This is a genomic window from Actinotignum sp. usb-actsch-rep-73 (genome assembly GCF_059082735.1).
Genome location: NZ_JBHNPV010000053.1, coordinates 24,956 through 41,629 on the forward strand (window position 1 = coordinate 24,956; position 16,674 = coordinate 41,629).

The 16,674-nt window shown below is 59.2% G+C and carries 26 protein-coding genes; all 26 read left to right on the top strand.

Features of this window, described 5'->3' with window-relative positions; genetic code table 11:
• The first annotated feature begins 66 nt into the window (after window positions 1-66).
• Window positions 67-2,190, top strand: coding sequence for an elongation factor G (fusA, locus tag AC5RE1_RS03545; protein ID WP_006681503.1), 2,124 nt, complete (start codon window positions 67-69; stop codon window positions 2,188-2,190).
• 162 nt (window positions 2,191-2,352) lie between these two features.
• Complete coding sequence (gene tuf / locus AC5RE1_RS03550) at window positions 2,353-3,540, top strand: elongation factor Tu (protein WP_006681502.1); 1,188 nt, start codon at window positions 2,353-2,355, stop codon at window positions 3,538-3,540.
• A gap of 201 nt (window positions 3,541-3,741) precedes the next feature.
• Window positions 3,742-4,059: a hypothetical protein gene (locus tag AC5RE1_RS03555; RefSeq protein ID WP_040318578.1), complete on the top strand. Its 318-nt coding sequence runs from the start codon at window positions 3,742-3,744 to the stop codon at window positions 4,057-4,059.
• 474 nt (window positions 4,060-4,533) lie between these two features.
• A complete protein-coding gene (rpsJ, locus tag AC5RE1_RS03560) occupies window positions 4,534-4,842 on the top strand; it encodes a 30S ribosomal protein S10 (protein WP_006681500.1) in 309 nt (102 codons plus the stop codon).
• A gap of 11 nt (window positions 4,843-4,853) precedes the next feature.
• The gene (gene rplC / locus AC5RE1_RS03565) at window positions 4,854-5,522 is read left to right on the top strand and encodes a 50S ribosomal protein L3 (RefSeq protein WP_006681499.1); all 669 of its coding nucleotides are present in this window, start codon (window positions 4,854-4,856) and stop codon (window positions 5,520-5,522) included.
• Window position 5,523: 1 nt separating this feature from the next.
• Complete coding sequence (rplD, locus tag AC5RE1_RS03570) at window positions 5,524-6,168, top strand: 50S ribosomal protein L4 (protein WP_006681498.1); 645 nt, start codon at window positions 5,524-5,526, stop codon at window positions 6,166-6,168.
• Window positions 6,165-6,470 (top strand): 50S ribosomal protein L23, encoded by a 306-nt coding sequence (rplW, locus tag AC5RE1_RS03575; protein WP_006681497.1) that lies wholly within the window; start codon window positions 6,165-6,167, stop codon window positions 6,468-6,470. Before rplD ends, rplW begins: the two co-directional genes overlap by 4 nt.
• 24 nt (window positions 6,471-6,494) lie before the next feature.
• Window positions 6,495-7,331, top strand: coding sequence for a 50S ribosomal protein L2 (gene rplB / locus AC5RE1_RS03580; RefSeq protein ID WP_006681496.1), 837 nt, complete (start codon window positions 6,495-6,497; stop codon window positions 7,329-7,331).
• 16 nt (window positions 7,332-7,347) lie between these two features.
• Window positions 7,348-7,629, top strand: a complete 282-nt coding sequence (gene rpsS, locus AC5RE1_RS03585) for a 30S ribosomal protein S19 (RefSeq protein ID WP_006681495.1) — start codon at window positions 7,348-7,350, stop codon at window positions 7,627-7,629.
• Window positions 7,630-7,659: 30 nt separating this feature from the next.
• Window positions 7,660-8,031, top strand: coding sequence for a 50S ribosomal protein L22 (gene rplV, locus AC5RE1_RS03590; protein WP_493938358.1), 372 nt, complete (start codon window positions 7,660-7,662; stop codon window positions 8,029-8,031).
• Between the two features lies 1 nt (window position 8,032).
• Window positions 8,033-8,833 (top strand): 30S ribosomal protein S3, encoded by an 801-nt coding sequence (gene rpsC, locus AC5RE1_RS03595; RefSeq protein ID WP_006681493.1) that lies wholly within the window; start codon window positions 8,033-8,035, stop codon window positions 8,831-8,833.
• Window positions 8,834-8,838: 5 nt separating this feature from the next.
• Window positions 8,839-9,258, top strand: coding sequence for a 50S ribosomal protein L16 (gene rplP, locus AC5RE1_RS03600; RefSeq protein ID WP_006681492.1), 420 nt, complete (start codon window positions 8,839-8,841; stop codon window positions 9,256-9,258).
• On the top strand, window positions 9,258-9,491 hold the full coding sequence (rpmC, locus tag AC5RE1_RS03605; protein WP_006681491.1) for a 50S ribosomal protein L29: 234 nt from the start codon (window positions 9,258-9,260) through the stop codon (window positions 9,489-9,491). The genes rplP and rpmC overlap by 1 nt, the downstream gene beginning before the upstream one ends.
• Window positions 9,492-9,496: 5 nt before the next feature.
• Window positions 9,497-9,763 carry a 30S ribosomal protein S17 gene (rpsQ, locus tag AC5RE1_RS03610; protein ID WP_006681490.1) on the top strand — a complete coding sequence of 89 codons (267 nt, stop codon included), beginning with the start codon at window positions 9,497-9,499 and terminating at the stop codon, window positions 9,761-9,763.
• A gap of 553 nt (window positions 9,764-10,316) precedes the next feature.
• Complete coding sequence (rplN, locus tag AC5RE1_RS03615; RefSeq protein ID WP_006681489.1) at window positions 10,317-10,685, top strand: 50S ribosomal protein L14; 369 nt, start codon at window positions 10,317-10,319, stop codon at window positions 10,683-10,685.
• The gene (gene rplX, locus AC5RE1_RS03620) at window positions 10,685-11,119 is read left to right on the top strand and encodes a 50S ribosomal protein L24 (RefSeq protein ID WP_006681488.1); all 435 of its coding nucleotides are present in this window, start codon (window positions 10,685-10,687) and stop codon (window positions 11,117-11,119) included. The genes rplN and rplX overlap by 1 nt, the downstream gene beginning before the upstream one ends.
• 2 nt (window positions 11,120-11,121) lie before the next feature.
• Window positions 11,122-11,667: a 50S ribosomal protein L5 gene (gene rplE, locus AC5RE1_RS03625; RefSeq protein WP_101627638.1), complete on the top strand. Its 546-nt coding sequence runs from the start codon at window positions 11,122-11,124 to the stop codon at window positions 11,665-11,667.
• Between the two features lie 3 nt (window positions 11,668-11,670).
• A complete protein-coding gene (locus tag AC5RE1_RS03630) occupies window positions 11,671-11,856 on the top strand; it encodes a type Z 30S ribosomal protein S14 (protein ID WP_006681486.1) in 186 nt (61 codons plus the stop codon).
• Window positions 11,857-11,915: 59 nt separating this feature from the next.
• Entirely contained in the window at window positions 11,916-12,314 is a 399-nt protein-coding gene (gene rpsH, locus AC5RE1_RS03635) for a 30S ribosomal protein S8 (protein ID WP_006681485.1), read from the top strand.
• A gap of 15 nt (window positions 12,315-12,329) precedes the next feature.
• Window positions 12,330-12,866: a 50S ribosomal protein L6 gene (gene rplF / locus AC5RE1_RS03640; protein ID WP_006681484.1), complete on the top strand. Its 537-nt coding sequence runs from the start codon at window positions 12,330-12,332 to the stop codon at window positions 12,864-12,866.
• Window positions 12,866-13,237, top strand: a complete 372-nt coding sequence (gene rplR / locus AC5RE1_RS03645) for a 50S ribosomal protein L18 (RefSeq protein ID WP_006681483.1) — start codon at window positions 12,866-12,868, stop codon at window positions 13,235-13,237. The genes rplF and rplR overlap by 1 nt, the downstream gene beginning before the upstream one ends.
• Before the next feature lie 28 nt (window positions 13,238-13,265).
• Window positions 13,266-13,958 (top strand): 30S ribosomal protein S5, encoded by a 693-nt coding sequence (gene rpsE / locus AC5RE1_RS03650; protein WP_006681482.1) that lies wholly within the window; start codon window positions 13,266-13,268, stop codon window positions 13,956-13,958.
• A complete protein-coding gene (rpmD, locus tag AC5RE1_RS03655) occupies window positions 13,955-14,140 on the top strand; it encodes a 50S ribosomal protein L30 (protein ID WP_179369897.1) in 186 nt (61 codons plus the stop codon). Before rpsE ends, rpmD begins: the two co-directional genes overlap by 4 nt.
• A 2-nt stretch (window positions 14,141-14,142) precedes the next feature.
• Window positions 14,143-14,619: a 50S ribosomal protein L15 gene (gene rplO, locus AC5RE1_RS03660; RefSeq protein WP_006681480.1), complete on the top strand. Its 477-nt coding sequence runs from the start codon at window positions 14,143-14,145 to the stop codon at window positions 14,617-14,619.
• Window positions 14,620-14,804: 185 nt separating this feature from the next.
• Window positions 14,805-16,097, top strand: a complete 1,293-nt coding sequence (gene secY / locus AC5RE1_RS03665) for a preprotein translocase subunit SecY (RefSeq protein WP_006681479.1) — start codon at window positions 14,805-14,807, stop codon at window positions 16,095-16,097.
• Window positions 16,094-16,672 (top strand): adenylate kinase, encoded by a 579-nt coding sequence (locus AC5RE1_RS03670; RefSeq protein WP_006681478.1) that lies wholly within the window; start codon window positions 16,094-16,096, stop codon window positions 16,670-16,672. Before secY ends, AC5RE1_RS03670 begins: the two co-directional genes overlap by 4 nt.
• Window positions 16,673-16,674: the final 2 nt, after the last annotated feature.

Here is a 16,674-nt window from a genome sequence, read left to right on the forward strand (position 1 = left end):
TTCGGTCTTCGTCAACCTTAATTTTGCCCGCGAATTCACAATCACTTCGAGCGAAGGATCGCACTCGTGGCACTAGACGTGCTTACCGACCTTAACAAGGTTCGAAACATTGGCATCATGGCTCACATTGATGCCGGCAAGACGACCGTGACGGAACGCATCCTGTTCTACACGGGCATTAACTACAAGATCGGCGAGACCCACGACGGCGCCTCGACGACCGACTGGATGGAACAGGAAAAGGAACGCGGCATTACGATTACGTCCGCCGCTGTTACCTCTTTCTGGAACGGCAACCAGATCAACATCATCGACACCCCCGGCCACGTTGACTTCACGGTTGAGGTTGAGCGCTCCCTGCGTGTGCTCGACGGCGCTGTTGCAGTCTTCGACGGTAAGGAAGGCGTTGAGCCACAGTCTGAGACCGTGTGGCGTCAGGCTGACAAGTACGAGGTTCCGCGTATCTGCTTCATCAACAAGATGGACAAGATGGGCGCTGACTTCTACTTCTCCGTTTCGACGATTAAGGATCGCCTCCACGCGACCCCGATCGTCATGCAGCTCCCGATCGGTGCAGAGAATGACTTCGAGGGTCAGGTTGACCTGCTCTCGATGGAGTCCCTGCGCTACCCGGCAAAAGACGACAAGGGCGAGGCAACCCTCGGCTCCCTCGTTGTTCGTGGCCCGATCCCCGAGGATCTGCAGGAACGCGCGGAAGAATACCGTGAACTCATGATCGAGGCTGCTGCGGAAGGCTCCGACGAGCTGACCGAGGCATACCTGGAGAATGGTGAGCTGACCGTCGAGCAGATTAAGGAAGGCATCCGCCTGCTGACGATCTCTGGTCGCGCATTCCCGGTTTACTGCGGTACCGCTCTTCGTAACATGGGTGTTCAGCCCGTGCTCGACGCGGTTGTTGACTTCCTCCCGTCTCCGCTGGACGTTGAGTCCGTCCGTGGCTTCAAGCCCGGTTCGGAAACCGAAGAAGAGACCGAGTCCCGTAAGCCTGACGAGAACGAACCGTTCGCAGCTCTTGCATTCAAGATTGCTGCTCACCCGTTCTACGGCAAGCTCACCTTCGTCCGCGTGTACTCCGGCAAGGTGGACTCTGGCGCACAGGTCTTGAACTCCACCAAGGGCAAGAAGGAACGCATCGGCAAGATCTTCCAGATGCACTCCAACAAGGAAAACCCCGTGGATCAGGCACATGCTGGCCACATCTACGCGGTTATCGGCCTGAAGGACACGACCACTGGTGATACGCTCTGCGCAATCGACAAGCCGATCGTTCTCGAATCGATGACGTTCCCGAAGCCTGTTATCCAGGTTGCGGTTGAGCCGAAGTCGAAGGCTGACCAGGAAAAGATGGGCGTCGCAATTCAGAAGCTCGCCGAAGAGGACCCGACCTTCACGGTCGAGCTCGACGCTGAGACTGGCCAGACGATCATCGGTGGTATGGGTGAGCTTCACCTGGACATCATCGTTGACCGTATGCGTCGCGAATTCAAGGTTGAAGCAAACGTCGGTGCTCCGATGGTTGCCTACCGCGAGACCATCCGCAAGAAGGTCGAGAAGTACGAGTACACGCACAAGAAGCAGACCGGTGGTTCCGGTCAGTTCGCGCGTGTCATCATCGCTCTCGAACCTATCCCCGCAGGCTCCGAGGAAGAGTACGAGTTCGAGGACAAGGTCACTGGTGGCCGCGTTCCGCGCGAGTACATTCCTTCGGTTAACGCTGGTATCCAAGACGCCATGCAGTCCGGTGTTCTCGCCGGCTACCCGATGGTTGACATCAAGGCAACGCTCCTCGATGGTGCGTACCACGAAGTTGACTCTTCGGAAATGGCGTTCAAGGTTGCCGGTTCGATGGCTTTGAAGGAAGCCGCGAAGAAGGCAAGCCCGGTTCTTCTTGAGCCGATCATGGCCGTTGAGGTCCGTACTCCTGAGGAGTACATGGGCGACGTCATCGGCGACCTGAACTCCCGTCGTGGACAGATTTCGTCCATGGATGAGCAGCACGGTATCCGCGTCGTCAAGGCACAGGTTCCGCTCTCTGAAATGTTCGGATACGTTGGCGACCTGCGTTCCAAGACGCAGGGCCGTGCAGTGTACTCGATGGAGTTCGACTCCTACGCGGAAGTTCCGCGTAACGTCGCTGACGAAATCGTCGGCAAGTCCCGGGGCGAGTGAGTCCCGATCCGTCGCGTTTCGCTTGCTCGCGCTAAGAAATTAGCGCGAGCGTAGCGACCCGCCTCACATACCAACAATTTCCATGTAGGTTTCGGCCGGCTGGGTGTTAGAGTTGCACGTAGCCAAAGGCTAGAAAAACTACCCGAGTCCAGGAGGACACAAGTGGCGAAGGCCAAGTTCGAGCGCAGCAAGCCGCACGTCAACATCGGTACCATCGGTCACGTTGACCACGGCAAGACCACGCTTACCGCAGCAATCACCAAGGTTCTGCACGACAAGTACCCGGAACTGAACGAGTTCACCCCGTTCGAAAACGTCGACAACGCTCCTGAAGAGCGTGAGCGTGGCATTACGATTAACGTTTCCCACGTCGAGTACCAGACCGAGGCGCGTCACTACGCACACGTTGACGCCCCCGGCCACGCCGACTACGTCAAGAACATGATCACCGGTGCAGCTCAGATGGATGGCGCAATCCTCGTTGTCGCCGCCACCGACGGCCCGATGGCTCAGACCCGCGAGCACGTTCTGCTTGCTCGCCAGGTGGGCGTTCCGACGATCCTGGTTGCCCTCAACAAGGCCGATATGGTCGACGATGAGGAAATGCTGGAGCTCGTTGAGGAAGAGTGCCGCGACCTGCTCGAGTCCCAGGACTTCGATCGCGACGCCCCGATCATCCAGGTTTCCGCGCTGAAGGCTCTCGAAGGCGATCCGCAGTGGGTTGCTAAGGTCGAGGAGCTCATGGAGGCAGTCGACACCTTCGTGCCGACTCCTGAGCGCGACATGGACAAGCCGTTCCTCATGCCGATCGAAGACGTCTTCACCATCACCGGCCGTGGCACCGTTGTTACCGGTCGTGTTGAGCGTGGCAAGCTCCCGATCAACTCTGAGGTTGAAATCCTCGGTATCCGCGAACCGCAGAAGACCACCGTTACCGGTATCGAGATGTTCCACAAGTCCATGGATGAAGCATGGGCAGGCGAGAACTGTGGTCTCCTCCTGCGTGGCACCAAGCGCGATGAGGTTGAGCGCGGTCAGGTCGTTGCCGTTCCCGGTTCGATCACCCCGCACACCAACTTCACCGGACAGGTCTACATCCTCAAGAAGGAAGAAGGCGGTCGTCACAACCCGTTCTTCTCGAACTACCGTCCGCAGTTCTACTTCCGCACCACGGACGTGACCGGCGTCATCACCCTCCCCGAGGGCACCGACATGGTCATGCCTGGCGACACCACCGAGATCACCGTCGAGCTCATCCAGCCGATCGCTATGGAGCCGGGCCTCGGCTTCGCGATCCGCGAGGGTGGTCGCACGGTTGGTTCCGGTCGTGTGACTGCGATCGAGAAGTGATCGACTCCGGTCGGGCGTTCCGCTGAGGCGGGTCGTCCGGACCGGGTGAGAGCTTCGGTCCAGTGGACCTCGAAGGGCCGCCATCCCCGTCAGGGGGTGGTGGCCTTTTCGCTTTTTGTGCGTGCTTGTTCGTGGTTGTTTGTGTGCTTGTTCGTCGGGGCGGCGTCGACGGCGGATACGGAGTACACGGTTAAAGGGGCGGTGTCGGGGCACTTTGCTGCGTTGGCGTCGAAGTCGGCTGCGACGGGTGGTCGTGATATTCAGTTCAAGTTCACCTGGACTGGTGAGCAGACGCCTGAGGGTGCGGATGCGAAGACTCAGGTGGGTATTACGTACACGGTGAAGTACAAGCCCGCCCCGGCTGGGCCGAACAACCCGACACCGTCTGACCCCCCGAACACCAACAATTCGAGGCCGCGAAAGATCGCGAAGACCGGCTTCAATGGAACGCTCGTTGGCGGACTCGGAATCCTCTGCCTGGTTGCGGATGTGTGTGCAGTTCGTCAGAAATGCGACTGAGACGCCCAGCGTCATTAGCGAATACTAGGGTGACTGTGGAGCACTGAACCTCTGGTCGGTGCCCCGCAGGCGCCTCGTGCTAGTACACCCCCAGGTAGACGACACGCCCGAGTGCGGGTACACTGATTCGCGGTGCTTCAAGCACCTGTGGGCTAAAGGCTCCAAGTCGAAGCGCATGGGGGCTGACAAGTAATTTAATCGTCCGTGTAATGTATGAGGATTCACACTCCAGATGGCGAGTTCAAACTTGCTAGGAAAGGTGTGGCTCTGTCAGACTTGAACGGTTGCCTCGCGACCCGTGGGGCGGTTCCGCAGGGATTCTGCGGACTGGGCTGAAACGCCCGTGATCTTTGGACAAGACAACGGTCCACCTTCACATAAGAAGGAACCGCGCAATATGTGTGTCACTTTTTTAAGCGACACGCCCGAGTGCGGGGACCGGTGACGAATCTGTACGAGAAGAGGTAAGACGGCATGGCGGGACAGAAGATCCGCATCCGGCTGAAGTCGTATGACCACGAGGTCATCGACAGCTCCGCGCGCAAGATCGTGGACACCGTGCAACGAGCAGGTGCCACTGTTGTGGGCCCGGTTCCACTGCCGACCGAAAAGAACGTGTTTGTCGTCATTCGGTCGCCCCACAAATACAAGGACAGCCGCGAGCACTTTGAGATGCGCACACACAAGCGGCTCATCGACATCATCGACCCGACGCCGAAGGCTGTCGATTCGCTCATGCGTATCGACCTGCCCGCAGACGTCAACATCGAGATCAAGCTCTGAGGACATCTGCAATGACTACTGACAACAAGCAGCACGCAGCTGCGCCGATTAAGGCGTTGCTCGGCCGCAAGCTCGGCATGACCCAGGTTTGGGACGCTGACGGCCGCCTCGTGCCCCTCACTGTCGTGCAGGTCGGCACTAACATTGTGACCCAGGTTCGCACCGAAGAGGTCGACGGCTACTCCGCCGTTCAGATCGGTTTCGGCGAAATCGAAGCACGCAAGGTCACCAAGCCTCTCGCAGGCCACTTCGCAAAGGCTGGCGTCGAACCCCGTCGTCACCTGACCGAGGTCCGCACCTCCGCCCATGACTCTTACGAGGTGGGGCAGGAACTCGACGCTTCCACCTTCGAGGCTGGACAGGCTGTTGATGTTTCCGGCAACACCAAGGGCAAGGGCTTTGCAGGCGTTATGAAGCGTCACGGCTTTGCCGGCGTTTCCGCTTCGCACGGTGCACACCGTAACCACCGCAAGCCCGGTTCGATCGGTGCTTGCGCAACCCCCGGACGCATCTTCAAGGGCCTGCGCATGGCCGGCCGCATGGGTGGCGTTCGTCGTACCGTCCAGAACCTCAAGGTCCAGGCAGTCGACACCGAGAAGGGCCTACTGCTCATCAGTGGCGCCATCCCGGGTCCGAAGAACTCCGTGGTCCTGGTTCGCTCGTCCGTGAAGGGTGCGTGAAATGGCTGACGTTCAGACCATCGACGTCTTCGATCTCAAGGGCAAGAAGGCAGCTTCGGTTGACCTCCCCGCAGAGATCTTCGACGTTCCCACGAACATTCCGCTGATGCACCAGGTCGTCGTCGCACAGCTTGCTGCTGCCCGACAGGGTACGCACGCAACCAAGACGCGTGGCATGGTTTCTGGTGGCGGCAAGAAGCCGTTCCGCCAGAAGGGTACCGGTAACGCTCGTCAGGGCTCGATCCGTGCACCGCACTTCACCGGTGGCGGCATCGTCCACGGCCCGCAGCCACGTGACTACGATCAGCGCACCCCCAAGAAGATGAAGCAGGGCGCACTCCGCTCCGCTCTGTCTGACCGTGCACGCGCAGGTCGCATCCACATCGTCACCGCTCTCATCGAAGGTGAGAAGCCGTCGACGAAGTCCGCTCTCGCAGCGCTTCGCGCGATCGTCGAGGACCGTCAGGCTCTCGTCGTCATCGAGCGTAACGATGAGCTCACCGCTCTCAGCCTGCGTAACGCTCCCGAGGTTCACGTCCTTTGGGCAGACCAGCTGAACACCTACGACGTCCTTGACGCCGACGATATCGTGTTCACCCTGGCAGCCATGGAGTCCTTCCTCGGCACCAAGGAGGAGACCAAGTGAGCACCCTCGAAGCGGGCAAGAACCCGCGCGACATCATTCTGAAGCCCGTCGTCACCGAGAAATCCTCCATCCTCATGGATGAAGGCAAGTACACCTTCGAGGTTGACCCGCGCGCCAACAAGACCGAAATCAAGATTGCCATCGAAGAAATCTTCGGTGTCAAGGTCGGTCAGGTGGCCACTCAGAACCGTAAGGGCAAGACCTACCGGACCCGCACGGGTCAGGGCAAGCGCAAGGACGTCAAGCGAGCAATCGTGACCCTGCGTGAAGGCGCCATCGACATCTTCGGCGATCAGGCCTGAAAACCGGAGAGGTAGAGGACAAAAATGGGAATCCGCAAATACAAGCCCACGACCCCGGGTCGTCGTGGCGCGTCGGTCTCTGATTTCGTTGAGATCACCCGCTCCGAGCCCGAGAAGTCGTTGGTTCGTCCGCTGCACAAGACCGGTGGACGTAACTCGAACGGCCGCGTGACCTCGCGTCACCGTGGCGGTGGCCACAAGCGTCAGTACCGCGTCATCGACTTCCGTCGTCATGACAAGGACGGTGTCCCGGCAGTCGTCGCTCACATCGAGTACGACCCGAACCGTACCGCTCGCATCGCCCTCCTGCACTACGCAGATGGCGAAAAGCGCTACATCCTGGCACCGGCCAAGCTGAACCAGGGTGACCGCATCGAAGCAGGCGCCGGCGCCGATATCAAGCCCGGTAACAATCTGCCGTTGCGTAACATCCCGCTCGGTACCGTTATCCACGCTGTCGAACTCAAGCCCGGTGGCGGCGCAAAGATCGCCCGCTCCGCCGGTTCGTCCGTTCAGCTCGTCGCCAAGGAAGGCCGCTTCGCCCAGTTGCGTATGCCGTCCGGCGAAATCCGCAACGTCGAAATCACCTGCCGTGCAACGGTCGGCGAGGTCGGCAACGCTGAACAATCCAACATCAACTGGGGCAAGGCCGGCCGTATGCGCTGGAAGGGCAAGCGCCCGCACGTCCGTGGTGTTGTTATGAACCCGGTTGATCACCCGCACGGCGGTGGTGAAGGTCGTACCTCTGGTGGCCGTCATCCGGTTAGCCCGTGGGGTAAGCCTGAGGGTCGTACCCGCCGTCCGAACAAGGACAGCGATCGTCTGATCGTTCGCCGTCGCAAGACCGGTAAGAACCGCTGAGTAGGAGTCGATAACTATGCCACGCAGTTTGAAGAAGGGCCCGTTCGTCGACGACCACCTGCTCAAGAAGGTCGACGCCGCAATCGAATCCGGCTCAAAGAATGTCATCAAGACTTGGTCGCGTCGCTCGGTCATCACCCCGGATTTCCTGGGTCTGACCTTTGCGGTGCACGATGGCCGCAAGCATGTTCCCGTCTTCATCACCGAGTCGATGGTGGGTCACAAGCTTGGCGAGTTCGCTCCCACGCGTACTTTCCGCAGCCACGACAAGGACGATCGAAAGGGACGCCGGCGCTGAGCCGGCCTCCACGGAAGAAGAGGCAGATAAATGGAAGCTAAGGCGCAGGCGCGTTTTGTCCGCGTCACGCCCCAGAAGGCCCGCCGTGTCGTGAACGAGGTTCGTGGCAAGGCTGCTCTGGAGGTCGCTGACATCCTGCGGTTTGCACCGCAGGCAGTCGCCACCGATGTCCGCAAGGTGCTCATGAGCGCCGTTGCCAACGCGAAGGTCAAGGCCGAACAGGCTGGGGAAACCTTCAACGAGGCAGACCTGCTGGTCATCGAAGCATTCGTCGATGAAGGTCCGACTATGAAGCGGTTCCGCCCGCGTGCACAGGGACGCGCAGGTCGCATCCTGAAGCGCACGAGCCACATCACCCTCGTCGTCGGTACCAAGGAAGACAAGAAGAAGGGAGCCCGCTGAAATGGGCCAGAAGGTTAACCCCACAGGGTTCCGCCTGGGAATCACCACGGATCACCGCTCCCGCTGGTTCTCCGACTCGACCACCAAGGGACAGCGTTACTCTGACTACGTTGCAGAGGACGTTGCAATCCGCAAGAACTTGACCGAGAACCTCGAGCGCGCAGGCATCTCGAAGGTCGATATTGAGCGTACGCGTGATCGCGTTCGCGTTGACCTCCACACCGCTCGCCCGGGCATTGTCATTGGTCGTCGTGGCGCGGAGGCTGATCGCCTCCGCCAGAACCTCGAAAAGCTCACCGGCAAGCAGGTTCAGCTCAACATCCTCGAGGTCAAGAACCCCGACATGGATGCTCAGCTTGTCGCACAGGGCATTGCAGAACAGCTCGCTGCTCGCGTTTCCTTCCGTCGTGCAATGCGCAAGGGCATTCAGTCCGCGCAGCGCGCAGGCGCCAAGGGTATTCGTGTTCAGGTTTCCGGTCGCCTTGGTGGCGCCGAAATGAGCCGTTCCGAGTTCTACCGTGAGGGTCGCGTTCCGCTTCATACCCTCCGCGCGAACATTGACTACGGATTCCACGAGGCACGCACGACCTTCGGTCGTATCGGTGTCAAGGTGTGGATCTACAAGGGCGACATCACCGAGCGCGAGTTCGCACGCCAGCAGGCCGAGCAGGCCAACCGTGGCGGACGTCGCAGTGACCGTCGTGGCCAGCGCCGCGGCGGACGCCAGAACCAGGAGACCGCTCAGCAGCAGGCGCCCGCAACCGAGGCGCCCGCAGCTACTGAAAACGGATCGGAGGCCTGAGCCCAATGCTCATTCCCCGTCGTACAAAGTGGCGCCGTCAGCACCGCCCGCACCGTACCGGTAATGCAACCGGTGGCACCGAACTGGCGTTCGGCGATTACGGTATCCAGGCACTCACCGGCGCATACGTGACCAACCGTCAAATCGAGGCAGCTCGTATCGCTATGACGCGTCACATCAAGCGTGGCGGCAAGGTGTGGATCAACATCTTCCCGGACCGTCCGCTGACCAAGAAGCCGGCTGAAACCCGAATGGGTTCCGGTAAGGGCGCGGTTGAATGGTGGGTTGCCCCCGTCAAGCCGGGTCGTATTCTGTTCGAGCTGGGTGGCGTCGACGAGGCGCTTGCACGCGAAGCTATGCGTCGCGCTCAGCACAAGCTTCCGATGAAGACCCGTTTCGTGGTCCGAGAGGGTGGTGACATCTGATGGCGGAAAAGGCACTTACCCCTTCCGACCTCGATGCCATGGACGACGCCCAGCTGTCCAAGGAACTCGAGAAGGCTAAGGCCGAGCTCTTTAACCTGCGCTTCGCGCAGGCTGTTGGCAACCTCGAGGATCATGGTCGCATGAAGACCGTGCGCCGTGACATCGCCCGTATCTACACGATCGCGCGTGAGCGGGAGCTTGGCTACCGCACCGCCCCGAGCACTGAGGAGTGATTCTGATGGCAGATAGCACCGCGCGTAACGACCGCAAGGTTCGTATTGGCCTGGTTGTCTCTGACAAGATGGATAAGACCGTCGTTGTCCAGATTGAGGATCGTGTGAAGCACGCCCTCTACGGCAAGGTCATGCGTCGTAACAAGAAGGTCAAGGTTCATGATGAGAACAACGAATGTGGCATTGGCGACCGCGTTCGCATCATGGAGACTCGTCCGCTTTCCGCTACCAAGCACTGGCGAGTAGTGGAGATCATCGAAAAGGCCAAGTGATTCGTCACTGAGGTTTGTAAGGAGCCCGGTTCCCCGGTTTGGGGAGCCGGGCTCCCTGCTGTTTTGCGCGCTTTCCCCGCGCTTGTTCACGAAATAGCGCCTCAAGGTGACTGCGCTTGTCCACGCTTGAACCTGCTTGTTCACTGTTGGCCACCCCTTTTTTGGCCGCGCTTGTTCAAGAAATCGAACATCGTTCTTCGCGCCTATTCGCGTGTGTTGGTTAATGAAGCTGCGTGGCCTCGTGAACTCGAAACGGTGAACAAGCGCGGGGTGGAGGGAGGGGATGTTGGCGAACAAGCGCGGTGGATGGGGCACACCTCACGAAACTGGCGGTTTCAAGTCAGTGGGGAAGTGGGGTACTCTTGGAGGGTTGCGTGACGCAAGGTGCACTGTGCCTCGCGTCGGTAGTGAGAGCGAGCAACACCATATTTAATCCTGTGGTGCGTTCTCACTATTGTCGGCATCGATGCGCAATAGTTCATGCACGTTCGGCAAGGCTCGAGGGAAGTAATGCTCCCAACAGAACCAGCTCGACAACAGGAGTCAATAGAAAATGATCCAGCAGGAGTCGCGACTTAAGGTCGCCGACAACACGGGTGCAAAGGAAATCCTGACCATCCGCGTGCTCGGTGGCTCGGCTCGACGCTACGCGGGTATTGGCGACACCATCGTCGCCACCGTCAAGGACGCAATCCCCGGCGGCAACGTCAAGAAGGGCGAAGTCGTCAAGGCAGTCGTAGTCCGCACTCGCAAAGAAACCCGCCGTCCCGACGGTTCGTACATTCGTTTCGATGAGAACGCAGCCGTCATTATCAATTCCAACGGCGAACCGCGTGGCACGCGTATCTTCGGCCCAGTCGGCCGTGAGCTGCGCGACAAGCGCTTCATGCGTATCGTCTCGCTCGCACCGGAGGTGATCTGATGGCAGCCAAGATCCGTAAGGGTGACCTGGTTGAGGTCGTTCGCGGTCGTTCATCCGACGAGAAGAAGCTCGCAGAGCGCAACGCCCGCCGTGCAGCCGAGGGCCTCGAACCCCTCAAGGCTGGCGACAAGGGCAAGCAGGGACGCGTCATCAAGGTTTTCCCGGCTGAGGGCAAGGTTCTCGTCGAAGGCATCAACCTGAAGACCCGTCACGTTCGCCAGGGCCAGACCCAGGGGCAGACCGGCGGCATCGAGACCATCGAAGCCCCGATCTCGATCGCAAAGGTCGCACTGGTCGATCCCGAAACCAAGCAGCGCGTGCGCGTCGGCTTCCGCGAGGATGTCGTCGAGCGCGATGGCCGCACCCGCACCGTCCGCGTTCGCGTGACCCGCGGTGGCGCCAAGCGCGGCATCGAGCAGGGCAAGGAGATCTGAACATGACCCCGCGTCTCAAGGAAAAGTACGTCTCCGAAATTCGTGACGCTCTCCGCACCGAGTTCAAGCATGAGAACATCATGCAGGTTGCCGGTCTGACCAAGATCGTCGTGAACATGGGTGTGGGTGAGGCAGCTCGCGATTCGAAGGCACTCGAGGGCGCAATCCGCGACCTCACCGCTATCACTGGCCAGAAGCCCGTGACCACCAAGGCAAAGAAGTCCATCGCACAGTTCAAGCTACGCGAAGGCCAGGCCATCGGTGCTCACGTCACGCTCCGTGGCGATCGTATGTGGGAATTCCTCGATCGTCTTCTCTCAACTGCTCTTCCGCGTATCCGCGACTTCCGCGGTCTGTCGGCCAAGCAGTTCGACGGTCACGGTAACTACACCTTCGGTCTGACGGAACAGTCCATGTTCCACGAGATCGACCAGGATTCGATTGACCGAGTTCGCGGTATGGATATCACCGTCGTTACCTCGGCCTCCACCGATGATGAGGGCCGTGCGCTCCTGCGTCATCTCGGATTCCCGTTCAAGGAGGACTGACCCATGGCGAAGACATCCCTGAAGGTCAAGGCCGCACGTAAGCCGAAGTTCGGCGTTCGTGCATACACGCGTTGCAACCGTTGTGGTCGCCCCCACTCGGTATACCGCAAGTTCGGCCTGTGCCGCGTTTGCCTCCGAGAGCTCGCCCTTGCTGGCGAACTCCCCGGAGTCACCAAGAGCAGCTGGTAAAACACTGACGTCGTAGGTCTCAAAAGGAGAAACCACGACGAGGAAGGGGAATTTCCCCAATGACAATGACTGATCCCATTGCAGACATGCTGACGCGTCTGCGTAACGCGAATCGTGCGCATCACGATACGGTTTCCATGCCGTACTCCAAGATGAAGAACGCGATCGCAAACATTCTGGTCGAAGAGGGCTACATTGCTTCGACCTCGGTTGAGGATGCCCGCGTGGGCAAGACCCTCACCATCACGTTGAAGTACGGTTCGCACCGCGAAGCGGCTCTCCAGGGTCTGCAGCGCGTTTCCAAGCCGGGTCTGCGCGTGTACGCCAAGTCCACCAACCTGCCTAAGGTTCGCGGCGGCCTGGGCGTGGCAATTCTGTCCACGTCCTCCGGTCTGCTCACCGACCGTCAGGCAGCCGACAAGGGTGTAGGTGGGGAAGTCCTCGCCTACATCTGGTGAACAGGAGGCTGAACAATGTCGCGAATCGGTAAGCAACCCATTGCTATCCCCGCAGGCGTCGACGTCACCGTTAACGGTGCAGACGTTAAGGTGAAGGGCAAGAAGGGCGAACTTTCACACACCGTCGCAGCCCCCATCACGGTGGCTATTGAAGACGGTCAGATTCTGGTTTCCCGTCCGGACGATGAGCGCCTTTCCTGTTCGCTCCACGGTCTGACTCGCACCCTTATTGCGAACATGATCGTTGGCGTGACCGAGGGCTACAAGAAGGAACTCGAAATCACCGGTACCGGTTACCGCGTGGTCGCCAAGGGCAAGAACCTCGAGTTCTCTCTCGGCTTCTCGCACACCGTTCCGGTCGAAGCTCCGGAAGGCATCGAGTTCACCGTTGAGTCGCAGACCAAGTTCACGGTCCACGGCATCGACAAGCAACTCGTTGGCGAAACCGCAGCTCGCATCCGCAAGCTGAAGAAGCCTGAACCCTACAAGGGCAAGGGCATCCACTACGTGGGCGAAACGATCCGTCGCAAGGTCGGAAAGGCTGGTAAGTGATGGCGTACACGGTCAAGGGCAAGGGCAAGTTCGTCGCTCGCAAGCGTCGTCACATTCGCCTTCGCAAGAAGATCAACGGTACCCCGGCGCGTCCGCGCCTGGTCGTCACCCGCTCGAATCGTCACATCGTTGCTCAGGTTATCGACGACACCGTCGGTCACACCCTGGTTTCTGCTTCCGACTTCGAGTCCGGCGTCGAAACCATGACTGGCACGAAGACCGAAAAGGCAACCAAGGTTGGCGCTCTCGTTGCAGAGCGTGCGAAGGCGGCCGGCATCACCGCCGTCGTTTTCGACCGTGGTGGCAACAAGTATTTCGGCCGCGTTGCGGCCGTCGCCGAAGCTGCCCGTCAGGGTGGCCTCGAGCTGTGACCGGATCGAAGGAAAGAGAGATCATCTGATGGCTGCACCGCAGCGAGGCAGGAACGGTCAGGAAGGCTCTGAGCGTTCGGGCGACGGCGAGCGTCGCGACCGCCGTAATGGTCGTGGCGACCGCGATACACGTCGTGGCAACGAAAAGAATGAATACATCGAACGTGTTGTGACCATCAACCGCGTTTCCAAGGTTGTGAAGGGTGGACGTCGTTTCTCCTTCACCGCTCTGGTTGTCGTGGGCGATGGCGAAGGCACCGTCGGTGTTGGCTACGGAAAGGCCAAGGAAGTTCCCCAGGCCATTTCCAAGGGCGTTGAGGAAGCGAAGAAGAATTTCATTCGCGTTCCGATGATCCGCCGCACTATCACGCACCTGGTTCAGGGTCACGATGCCGCCGGCACCGTGCTTCTGCGCCCGGCAGCACCGGGCACCGGCGTTATCGCCGGTGGTCCGGTTCGTGCAGTGCTCGAGGCAGCTGGCGTGCACGACGTGCTCACCAAGTCGCTCGGCTCTGACAACGCAATCAACATCGTTCACGCGACTGTTGATGCCCTCAAGCAACTGGAACAGCCTGAAGCTGTTGCAGCACGTCGCGGTCTTCCGCTGGAGCGCGTTGCTCCGGCTTCGATGCTCCGCGCACGCGCAGAGGGTGAAGCTGAGAAGCGGGCCAAGGCTGAAAAGGCTGAGGCAGAAAAGGCTTCCGCGGGGGTGAATGAGTGATGGCGAACATCAAGATCACGCAGACCAAGTCGTCGATCGGCGCCAAGCAGAACATGAAGGACACTCTGCGCACCCTCGGGTTGCGTAAGATCGGCCAGAGCGTCGTCCGTGAGAACACCGAGACCGTTCTCGGTGCAGTTCACACGGTTCGTCACCTGGTGACCGTTGAGGAGGTCGACTGACCATGGCGGACTCCAAGTCCACAACAGGCGAAAAGGTGCAGATCGTTAAGCTGCACCACCTCCGTCCAGCCCCCGGCGCCAAGACCGCCAAGACCCGCGTTGGTCGTGGTGAAGGCTCCAAGGGCAAGACGGCTGGTCGCGGTACCAAGGGTACGAAGGCTCGCTACCAGGTGGCAGCAGGCTTCGAAGGTGGCCAGATGCCGATTCACATGCGTCTGCCCAAGCTCCGTGGCTTCAAGAACCCCTTCCGCGTTGAGTACCAGGTCGTCAACGTTGCCAAGCTTGAGGAACTGTTCCCCAAGGGTGGCAAGGTGACGGTCGAGGATCTTGTCGCAAAGCACGCGGTTCGTGACGGCGCTCCGGTTAAGGTGCTCGGCACCGGTGAGCTCACCGTCAAGCTTGAGATCGAAGTTGACTCCTGGTCAGCTTCTGCTCAGGAGAAGATCACCGCAGCTGGCGGAACCATTTCCGCACGCTGACAGCTGATTGGGGGTGGTCCGGCATCAACCCGGATCACCCCCTTTTAGTGTCTTAAACTGATAGACGGTTCCTCGCAGAACCTTTGAACCCAAGGCCGATGTCTACACGGAGCCATTTTTCCGGTAGTCTGACACGGTCGCTAGGGCACATGCTCCAGCATTCCCATTACCCGTAGGAGGAAGCCTTGCTTAGTGCATTTGCACAGGCGTTCCGCACCCCTGACCTTCGTCGTAAGCTGCTGTTTACGCTGTTTATCATGGCGATGTTCCGCCTGGGTTCATACATTCCGACCCCCGGCGTTGACTCGACCGCGATCCAACAATGTCTGGCTCAGCAGGAAGAAGCGAATCTTCTTGACCTCGTGAACCTGTTCTCCGGTGGCGCGTTGCTCCAGCTATCGATCTTCGCACTCGGCATCATGCCGTACATCACAGCGTCGATCATCATTCAGCTTTTGCGTGTTGTCATTCCGCGTTTCGATGACCTCCATAAGGAAGGACAAACCGGTCAAGCCAAGCTGACGCAGTACACGCGTTACCTGACGATCTTCCTGGGCGTTCTACAGGCCACGACAACACTGACATTGGCTCGCACCGGACGTATGTTCTCCGGTTGTTCCGCGAACGTTTTGGCAGATGACTCTTGGTGGATGTTCCTTATCATGATCATCATCATGATGGCGGGTACCGGCGTGGTCATGTGGCTCGGCGAATTGATCACCGAGCGTGGCATCGGCAATGGCATGTCGCTCCTTATCTTTACTTCGATCATTGCCCGTCTTCCCTCCCAGATGCTGGCCATCGGTCAGTCTGGCAAGTGGGGTGCCGTGATCGCGATCCTTCTGCTCCTCTTCGCCGTTACGCTCGCCGTGGTGTTCATTGAGCAGGCTCAGCGTCGCATTCCAGTTCAGTACGCGAAGCGCATGATCGGTCGTCGCCAGTACGGTGGCACGACGACGTACATCCCGCTGAAAATCAATATGTCTGGCGTTATCCCGGTTATTTTCGCCTCGTCGATTCTTGCGTTGCCGTTGATGATTGCTCAGTTTGGTACCCAGACCGACGGTTGGGTTCAGTGGATTTCGGCGAACTTACATCAGGGATCGTGGGTCTACCTCACGATTTATGCACTCCTGATTCTCTTCTTCGCCTTCTTCTACACGGTGATTACATTCAACCCCGAAGAGGTTGCTGACAACATGAAGCGCTACGGTGGCTTCATTCCGGGTATTCGCGCAGGTCGTCCGACCGCTGAGTTCCTGTCCTACGTCATCAACCGCATTACGAGTGCCGGCGCACTCTACCTTGTGATCGTTGCCCTGTTGCCGTCACTCCTTATTATCCCCCTGAAGATTTCGCAGTCGCAGATGCCGTTCGGGGGCACGACGCTTCTGATTATTGTGGGCGTCGGTCTGCAGACCGTGAAGGAGATTAATACTCAGCTTCAGCAGCATCACTACGAAGGATTCTTACAATGACCGCCATGGTTCTTCTGGGTCCGCCCGGAGCAGGCAAGGGGACGCAAGCTACTCGCATCGCGGAAAAGCTGAGTATTCCGGCTATTTCTACCGGAGAGATTTTCCGTGCGAATATGTCTGAAGGCACTGAGATTGGCCTGCAGGCCAAGGCATTCATCGACCGTGGTGAGTTCGTTCCTGACTCGGTGACCAATGCGATGGTGAAGGCGCGTCTGTCTGCTCCGGACACTGCGAACGGTTTTCTTCTTGACGGCTACCCGCGCAACGTGGAGCAGGCTCATGTGCTTGCCGACATGTGCGAAGAGGTCGGCATCAAGCTTGACCTGGTTCTTGAAATCCAGGTTGATGAGGACGAAGTTGTGACCCGCATGATGAAGCGTGCCGAGGAACAGCATCGCACCGATGATACTGAGCCTGTCATGCGTCACCGCCTTGAGGTCTATCACCAGCAGACAGAACCGGTTGCGGCGTACTACGCCGACCATGATTTGCTTCAGGTTGTTGATGGTTCGGGTTCGATCGACGAAGTGACCGAGCGTATTTTCACTGTCCTCAATTCTGTCGCGAAGAACTGACC

Excerpts from the sequence above, each read along its gene's own strand:
- rpsJ (WP_006681500.1), top strand. The coding sequence starts at position 4,534 with ATGGCGGGACAGAAGATCCGCATCCGGCTGAAGTCGTATGACCACGAG.
- rplC (WP_006681499.1), top strand. The coding sequence starts at position 4,854 with ATGACTACTGACAACAAGCAGCACGCAGCTGCGCCGATTAAGGCGTTG.
- rplD (WP_006681498.1), top strand. The coding sequence starts at position 5,524 with ATGGCTGACGTTCAGACCATCGACGTCTTCGATCTCAAGGGCAAGAAG.
- rplB (WP_006681496.1), top strand. The coding sequence starts at position 6,495 with ATGGGAATCCGCAAATACAAGCCCACGACCCCGGGTCGTCGTGGCGCG.
- rpsS (WP_006681495.1), top strand. The coding sequence starts at position 7,348 with ATGCCACGCAGTTTGAAGAAGGGCCCGTTCGTCGACGACCACCTGCTC.
- rplV (WP_493938358.1), top strand. The coding sequence starts at position 7,660 with ATGGAAGCTAAGGCGCAGGCGCGTTTTGTCCGCGTCACGCCCCAGAAG.
- rpsC (WP_006681493.1), top strand. The coding sequence starts at position 8,033 with ATGGGCCAGAAGGTTAACCCCACAGGGTTCCGCCTGGGAATCACCACG.
- rplP (WP_006681492.1), top strand. The coding sequence starts at position 8,839 with ATGCTCATTCCCCGTCGTACAAAGTGGCGCCGTCAGCACCGCCCGCAC.
- rpmC (WP_006681491.1), top strand. The coding sequence starts at position 9,258 with ATGGCGGAAAAGGCACTTACCCCTTCCGACCTCGATGCCATGGACGAC.
- rpsQ (WP_006681490.1), top strand. The coding sequence starts at position 9,497 with ATGGCAGATAGCACCGCGCGTAACGACCGCAAGGTTCGTATTGGCCTG.
- rplN (WP_006681489.1), top strand. The coding sequence starts at position 10,317 with ATGATCCAGCAGGAGTCGCGACTTAAGGTCGCCGACAACACGGGTGCA.
- rplX (WP_006681488.1), top strand. The coding sequence starts at position 10,685 with ATGGCAGCCAAGATCCGTAAGGGTGACCTGGTTGAGGTCGTTCGCGGT.
- rplE (WP_101627638.1), top strand. The coding sequence starts at position 11,122 with ATGACCCCGCGTCTCAAGGAAAAGTACGTCTCCGAAATTCGTGACGCT.
- AC5RE1_RS03630 (WP_006681486.1), top strand. The coding sequence starts at position 11,671 with ATGGCGAAGACATCCCTGAAGGTCAAGGCCGCACGTAAGCCGAAGTTC.
- rpsH (WP_006681485.1), top strand. The coding sequence starts at position 11,916 with ATGACAATGACTGATCCCATTGCAGACATGCTGACGCGTCTGCGTAAC.
- rplF (WP_006681484.1), top strand. The coding sequence starts at position 12,330 with ATGTCGCGAATCGGTAAGCAACCCATTGCTATCCCCGCAGGCGTCGAC.
- rplR (WP_006681483.1), top strand. The coding sequence starts at position 12,866 with ATGGCGTACACGGTCAAGGGCAAGGGCAAGTTCGTCGCTCGCAAGCGT.
- rpsE (WP_006681482.1), top strand. The coding sequence starts at position 13,266 with ATGGCTGCACCGCAGCGAGGCAGGAACGGTCAGGAAGGCTCTGAGCGT.
- rplO (WP_006681480.1), top strand. The coding sequence starts at position 14,143 with ATGGCGGACTCCAAGTCCACAACAGGCGAAAAGGTGCAGATCGTTAAG.
- AC5RE1_RS03670 (WP_006681478.1), top strand. The coding sequence starts at position 16,094 with ATGACCGCCATGGTTCTTCTGGGTCCGCCCGGAGCAGGCAAGGGGACG.